This is a genomic window from Microcystis sp. M20BS1, from assembly GCF_020245305.1.
Classification (GTDB): Bacteria; Cyanobacteriota; Cyanobacteriia; order Cyanobacteriales; family Microcystaceae; genus Microcystis; species Microcystis ichthyoblabe_A.
On sequence record NZ_JADBUZ010000165.1, the window covers coordinates 1 to 7,009 of the forward strand.

At 45.0% G+C, this 7,009-nt stretch carries 6 protein-coding genes; all 6 read left to right on the forward strand.

All coding sequences use genetic code 11. The features are described from left to right. The first annotated feature begins 697 nt into the window (after positions 1 to 697). The 6 genes from IM507_RS16500 to ppc all read left to right on the forward strand — a co-directional run bounded on the left by IM507_RS16500 (position 698) and on the right by ppc (position 6,689). Positions 698 to 1,048 carry a hypothetical protein gene (locus tag IM507_RS16500; RefSeq protein ID WP_103112913.1) on the forward strand — a complete coding sequence of 117 codons (351 nt, stop codon included), beginning with the start codon at positions 698 to 700 and terminating at the stop codon, positions 1,046 to 1,048. Positions 1,049 to 1,060: 12 nt separating this feature from the next. After that, on the forward strand, positions 1,061 to 1,888 hold the full coding sequence (gene minC, locus IM507_RS16505; protein ID WP_002731665.1) for a septum site-determining protein MinC: 828 nt from the start codon (positions 1,061 to 1,063) through the stop codon (positions 1,886 to 1,888). A gap of 159 nt (positions 1,889 to 2,047) precedes the next feature. Further along, the gene (gene minD, locus IM507_RS16510) at positions 2,048 to 2,848 is read left to right on the forward strand and encodes a septum site-determining protein MinD (RefSeq protein WP_002733442.1); all 801 of its coding nucleotides are present in this window, start codon (positions 2,048 to 2,050) and stop codon (positions 2,846 to 2,848) included. Between the two features lie 29 nt (positions 2,849 to 2,877). Then, a complete protein-coding gene (gene minE / locus IM507_RS16515) occupies positions 2,878 to 3,153 on the forward strand; it encodes a cell division topological specificity factor MinE (protein ID WP_002732811.1) in 276 nt (91 codons plus the stop codon). Positions 3,154 to 3,161: 8 nt separating this feature from the next. Next, a complete protein-coding gene (locus IM507_RS16520; protein ID WP_002733324.1) occupies positions 3,162 to 3,350 on the forward strand; it encodes a hypothetical protein in 189 nt (62 codons plus the stop codon). 282 nt (positions 3,351 to 3,632) lie between these two features. Continuing rightward, a complete protein-coding gene (gene ppc, locus IM507_RS16525; RefSeq protein WP_002732333.1) occupies positions 3,633 to 6,689 on the forward strand; it encodes a phosphoenolpyruvate carboxylase in 3,057 nt (1,018 codons plus the stop codon). The last annotated feature ends 320 nt before the right edge of the window (positions 6,690 to 7,009 follow it).

Consider the following 7,009-nt stretch of genomic DNA (forward strand, 5'->3'; position numbering starts at 1 on the left):
AAAAAGCTTTTCCTGGGGGCAGGGTGTGGGGTGTGGGGTGTGGGGTGTGGGGTTTTACCGATTTTGAGGTAGTCAATTACCTAATTTTCAGGGAAAAAGTACCTGAATTTTCCCCCCGATCCCCGCAACGGCTGGCACTTTTTGAGTAAAAACAAGTCTAGAAGGTTTACCCAACAAGGTTTTTAGATTTATTCAGCAGACCCTAATTACACATATCTAACCCCCTCTTGCCTTTTGCCTCTTGCATGAGTGCCTATCTTTACTAGGAAATTAATTTTGCACGACTACTTACCAATAAACCCCTTGTCGGCTAGGATATTGTTGCTTTGAATGAACTGCAATACGGATTCTGCTGCGGGAGCGTTCGGGGAATAAACCAAAAGGTCAACATTTCACTATCACTGAAACTAGGCTCAGGTCCAGGCAGCATGGGAGTCAAGCGATATCCCTGTTCTTGATACCAGTCATCCACCAGGACATAAATAATAGTCAAGAGGGTGGGAGCATCTATCCTATTCATGGGAGGCCTCATGCTTTGGAGTGATTACCTTTATCGTGATGCCTCCCTTTGATTTTACAAACCTCTCTATCTCACATCAGCCGTAATTCCTAATTCATAATTCCTAATTCCCATTGCTGCCGGCTGCTCAAGGTTCATAATTAAAGAAACATCTATACTGATAGCCAGTTAATTTTTATGAAAACTGTTGCCGATACGGACTTGCAAAGGCTAGAAGACTTAATTATCAACGGACAAAAAGCGATCGAGACTCGTTTCACGGCGATCGAGAATAGTATCGTCGAAATTAAAGCTGATATTGGCGAAATTAAGGCTGATATTAAGGAAATCAAGCAAGATGTTAAATCCCTAGAGATAGGACAGGCAAAATTAACCGAAAGAGTCGAAGGGATGGATAATCGCCTCAAAATAGTTGAGGGCAGTCAAAAAAATCAAATTTGGGCATTAATAACCATTTTAGGCGGTTCACTGATTACCGCTTCCGTCGGTTTGCTGATCGCTATTTTGCGCTTTGTCTTGTTTAAGTAAAAAATTATCTTTATGGATGAAACCAAAACCGGAATAAATCAAGAAATCGACCTAGAAACCGAAAAAATTGAGCCATCAGCCTCGGTAAGGTCAAGATACACCCAAATTCACCTTAAAAGTGAGGGCGAGAAATTGGTGCTAATTTTACCCAAAACCGGCGCCGGGGAGACAAGTCAGGATTGGACAGATATCTTGACAGGATTGAAATATTATCTCCGTAATAGCGGTCAAAACTGCCCAGCTAGAACACCTGTACATCTACAGGCCAACGATCGCCTGATGGATACGCGGCAACTACAAGCGATCGCCACAATTTTAGACAGTGCCGAATTACCCCTACATACGATCCAAACTCAAAGAAGACAAACCGCAGTGGCAGCGGCAACTATGGGTTACAATGTCGAACAAATGCAATCAAATGCCACGGTTTTCGGGGACGAGCAACCGCTGCCATCCCTCCTCGCTGAACCTTTATACTTAAAAACTACCCTGCGATCGGGTGTAGAAATCCGTCACCCCGGTACAGTTATAATCATGGGCGATGTCAACCCCGGCGGATCGATCGTCGCTGATGGCGATATATTAGTTTGGGGGAGTTTACGCGGTGTGGCCCATGCGGGATTCCGCGGCGATCGAGCGGCGCTAATCATGGCCCTGCGAATCGATTTAACTCAACTGAGGATCGCGGAATTGGTGGCACGGGCCCCGGCTTTAAATAGCGATCGCATAGAACCAGAAATCGCCTGTATCAGCGAAGGAGGAATCCGCATCATTGGGGCTTATAATTTTTCCAGAACCTACACCTTTAAAGATAAAGTGGGGTGGGTCGAAAAAAGGTGATCAGTAAACAGTGATCAGTAAACAGTGATTCAGTGACTGGTAAAAATAGCGATTAACTGCGTTGAAACGAAAAACTCTATAAAACTGATAGCTGATAACTGATAACTGATAACTGATAGCTGATAGCTGATAACTGATAACTGATAACTGATATAAATTATGGCTCGTGTAATTGTGGTGACATCGGGAAAGGGAGGAGTCGGTAAAACGACGGTAACGGCGAATCTAGGTTCAGCTTTATCTCAATTAGGCTGTCGAGTCGCCCTTGTCGATGCCGATTTCGGACTGAGAAATCTCGATTTATTGTTAGGATTAGAACAGCGTATCGTTTATACTGCCCTCGATGTGGTAGCGGGAGATTGTAGCCTTGATAAAGCTTTAGTTAAGGATAAAAGACAGGAAAATCTGGTTCTATTACCGGCGGCACAAAATCGTACAAAAGAGGCAATTACTGCCGATCAAATGAAGGATTTAGTCGCCCAATTGTCAAAAAGTTATGATTATGTATTGATTGATTGCCCGGCAGGAATTGAAATGGGTTTCCGCAATGCGATCGCTGCTGCCCAAGAAGCGATCATCGTTACTACCCCAGAAATGTCGGCGGTGAGAGATGCCGATCGCGTGGTAGGATTACTAGAAAGCGAGGATATTAAGGGTATTCGTCTGATTGTCAACCGGCTGCGGCCGGAAATGATCCAACTTAATCAGATGATCAGCGTCGAGGATATTCTCGACTTATTGGTAATTCCCCTGTTGGGGATTATTCCCGACGATCAAAGAATTATTATTTCCACTAATAAAGGAGAACCATTAGTATTAGAGGAGAAGACTTCTCTCCCCTCTATGGCCTTTAGAAACATTGCCCAACGTTTACAGGGTCGCGATGTGCCGTTTCTAGATTTAATGGCCGGTCAGGAAGGTTTTCTTACCCGTCTGCGTCGTCGCTTGTTTGGGCCTTAAACTCTCTCATCTCAACCCTTTAACCTACTATGAATGACCTGATCGATAAACTTCTAGCATGGCGCGGTTCGGGCAAAAGTGGCGACCAAGCTAAAAAACGCTTAAAACTTATTCTAGCCCATGATCGCGCCGATCTTAGTCCCGAAATTCTCGATATGATGCGTCAAGAAATCTTAGAAGTGGTCGGTCGTTATCTTGATATCGACACCGAGGAAACCGAGTTACTCTTAGAAAGTGACCAACGAACTACCGCCCTGATTGCTAATTTTCCGATTCGTCGCATCAAACGCCGTCCTTTAACCTAAAAATTGCCATGAAAACTCAACCGATCGAGCTTTGGCTTAGTCTAGCGGTCAGTCCCTTTCTTTTATCCTACTTGGGACTACGTTCTATTAATAATTGGTTGATAGAAGTCGGGAAAGACAGCGAGGAAATCTTTCGTGGCGATCGCTTGCCGCTGCTCAATATTCCCGATCAGTTACCGGTCAAAAGTGACCAATAATCCAAGAAAAAAGTCCTTTTGCCCCCTGAAAAGAGGCAAAAATAGCGAAATTTTTGTTAAAAATAGGAAAAAATGTGATTCTTTGGCATATAATCTCATTTTTGACAAACCGTAAAGAACTAATCCCGATATATCAGTAATCAGTGATCAGTTATCAGTTATCAATGATCAGATTTGAGTTTTCAGTGAATAGTATTAACGGGCAAGTTCTGAGCTTTCTTTTCACTGATGACTGATGACTGATGACTGTTTACTGATTACTGATTACTGATTACTGAAATTATGAGCGTCCTTGTCCCCTCGACCGAAACCGAACAGGATATTTTCCCCACTTCCAACCTGTTTCTGCAGCAAAGACTGAAATTAATCGAAGATTTATGGAAAGAAGTCTTGATCTCCGAATGTGGTCAAGAATTAGTCGATTTACTGGAATTACTGCGCCATCTCTGTTCTGAGGAAGGACAAGTGACCGATGATAGTGCGGAGGCAACGATCGCCAAAATGATCGAAGACTTGGAACTAGGGGAAGCGATCAAAGTTACCCGCGCTTTTGCCCTCTATTTCCAGTTAATAAATATAATCGAACAACACTACGAACAAAGGGATCAGCAACTACTGCGACGGACGGTGATCGGGGAAGAAAACGAAAGTCCCAAGGCTGAACCAACGCAAAAAAGCCTTTTAGCCACCATTGTCGGGGCCGATTGGCTAGAAAAAACCCTAAACGAGTCCGATCACTCCAGCCCAAAATCGGGGCTATTTCACTGGTTATTTCCCTATCTCAAACAGGTGAACGTCCCCCCCCAGGAAATTCAGCGTCTTCTCGATCAATTAGATATTCGTCTGGTTTTTACGGCCCACCCCACGGAAATTGTCCGTCATACCATTCGCATTAAACAGCGCCGCATTTCGGGCATTCTCGAAAAACTCGACCAAGCAGAAGAAATCTTTCGCAGTATGGGGTTAACTAACTCCAGAGAAGCACAGACAGTCACCAAACAGTTAAAAGAAGAAATACGTTTTTGGTGGCGAACAGATGAACTACACCAATTTAAACCCACCGTCGTCGATGAGGTGGATTATGCCCTTCACTACTTCGATGAAGTTCTCTTCGATTCCCTACCCCAGTTAACCCTGCGTCTGCAGCAAAGCCTACAATCCTCCTTTCCCCGTTTACAAGCGCCGAAAAATAACTTCTGTCGCTTCGGTTCTTGGGTGGGGGGCGATCGGGATGGCAATCCCTCCGTTACCCCCGAAGTCACTTGGAAAACCTGCTGTTATCAGCGCAATCTCGTTGTTAAAAAATATCTCGATGCTATTCGCGACCTGACCAGTATTTTAAGTGCCTCCCTGCACTGGTGTCACGTCTTGCCGGAGTTGCTGGACTCCCTGGACAGAGATAAACAGCAAATGCCCGAAATCTATAGCCAGTTAGCAATCCGCTACCGTCAGGAACCCTATCGCCTCAAATTGGCCTTTATTCAAAAACGTCTGGAAAATACCCGTGATCGCAATGATCGCCTTAATGACCCGGAAGAACGACAATTATTAACTAAACTCAACGAAACCAACATCTATCGCTCTGGTTCCGAGTTTTTAGCCGAATTACAGCTATTACAGCGCAGTCTCTTGCAAACCGGTCTTTCCTGTCAAGAACTCGATCAACTGATTGCCCAAGTGGAGATTTTTGGCTTTGTCCTGACTCAGTTAGATTTTCGGCAAGAATCCACCCGTCACGCCGAATGTATCGAAGAAATCGCGGCCTATCTCGGAGTTTTACCCAAACCCTACGGCCAATTAACCGAATCAGAAAAAATCGCCTGGTTAGTGGCGGAATTAAAAACCCGTCGGCCCTTAATTCCCCGGGAAATGCCCTTTTCGGAAAGAACCTGCGAAACCATTGAAACCCTGCGAGTTTTAAGAAGTCTGCAAGGGGAATTTGGTCTGGAAATCTGCCAAACCTACATTATCAGCATGACCAACGAGGCCAGCGATGTGCTAGAAGTGCTGTTATTAGCCCAAGAAGCTGGGTTATACGACCCCGCCACTAGCCGCAGTTCCCTCCGCATCGTTCCCCTCTTTGAAACCGTCGATGACCTCAAACACGCCCCCGGCATCATGCAGACTTTGTTTGAATTGCCCCTCTACCGGGCAGCCCTAGCCGGCGGTTACGACCATTTAGGGGCTTTAAACGGGGAGGAAGTGACCCCGGAACCGGCCATCCTCGAACCGGGTAATTTACAGGAGATTATGGTGGGTTACTCCGATAGTAACAAGGATTCCGGCTTTTTAAGCAGTAATTGGGAAATTCATAAGGCCCAGAAGGCTTTACAAAAAACTGCTAAACAATACGGCGTGGATCTACGTCTTTTTCATGGCCGGGGCGGTTCCGTCGGTCGCGGTGGGGGTCCGGCCTACGCCGCTATCCTCGCCCAACCCCGGGGAACTATTAACGGTCGCATTAAAATCACCGAACAAGGCGAGGTTTTAGCCTCGAAATACTCTTTACCGGAATTGGCCTTGTATAACCTCGAAACGGCCGTAACGGCAGTCATACAGGCAAGTTTACTGGGCAGTGGTTTTGATGATCTCGAACCCTGGAATCGCATCATGGAGGACTTGGCCACCCGTTCACGGCAAACCTATCGCAGTTTGATTTATGAAGAACCGGACTTTTTAGACTTCTTTCTGTCCGTAACTCCCATTCCTGAAATTAGTCTTTTACAGATTAGTTCCCGACCGGCGCGCCGGAAAAGTGGTCAACAGGATTTAACTACCCTGCGGGCAATTCCCTGGGTATTTAGTTGGACCCAAACCCGTTTTCTTTTACCTGCTTGGTATGGTTTAGGGACAGCTTTACAGATGTTTCTCGATGATTCTCCTAGCAGAAATTTGGAATTGTTACGCCATTTTTATCACAAGTGGCCTTTCTTCCAGATGGTGATTTCTAAGGCAGAAATGACTCTATCAAAGGTGGATTTACAGATGGCCTATCACTACGTCAGTGAACTTTCTAAACAGGAAGATCGAGAACGTTTTCAACGTCTGTTTGAAAGGATTAAAGAGGAATATAATCGCACTAGCGAGATTGTTCTCCAGATCACCGGCGAGAAACATTTATTAGATAATGATCCGAGCTTACAGCGCTCGGTGCAGTTACGCAACGGTTCGATCGTTCCCCTCGGTTTCCTACAGGTGTCTCTCCTCAAGCGTTTACGTCAATACAATAGTCAAGCTCAATCCGGTGTGATTCATTTCCGCTATTCTAAAGAGGAGTTATTAAGGGGCGCTTTAATGACGATTAATGGTATTGCCGCAGGGATGAGAAATACCGGTTGATTACAGATAATTAATGGTAGTTTTCGGGTGGTTATCTTGAAGGTAATCCACCCTATTTTTAAAATTTGTCAACTTTTTGTAGAACTTCTACTAAGTTGTTATTTTTAAAGGGAAAATCACCGTTAAAATTGGGCATTACTTCTGATTTTATCACTCAATCCCAGCTTTTGGGGGGTTCTATTGGCTAATATTAAGTAGCTGGTTATAATTAAATTAAAAATGGATTTTAGGTTCGATCCCCCCTGCCCCCCTTGATAAGGGGGGTGCCGATCCCCCCTTAGTCCCCCCTTTAATCCCCCCTTAATAAGGGGGGCATCTGA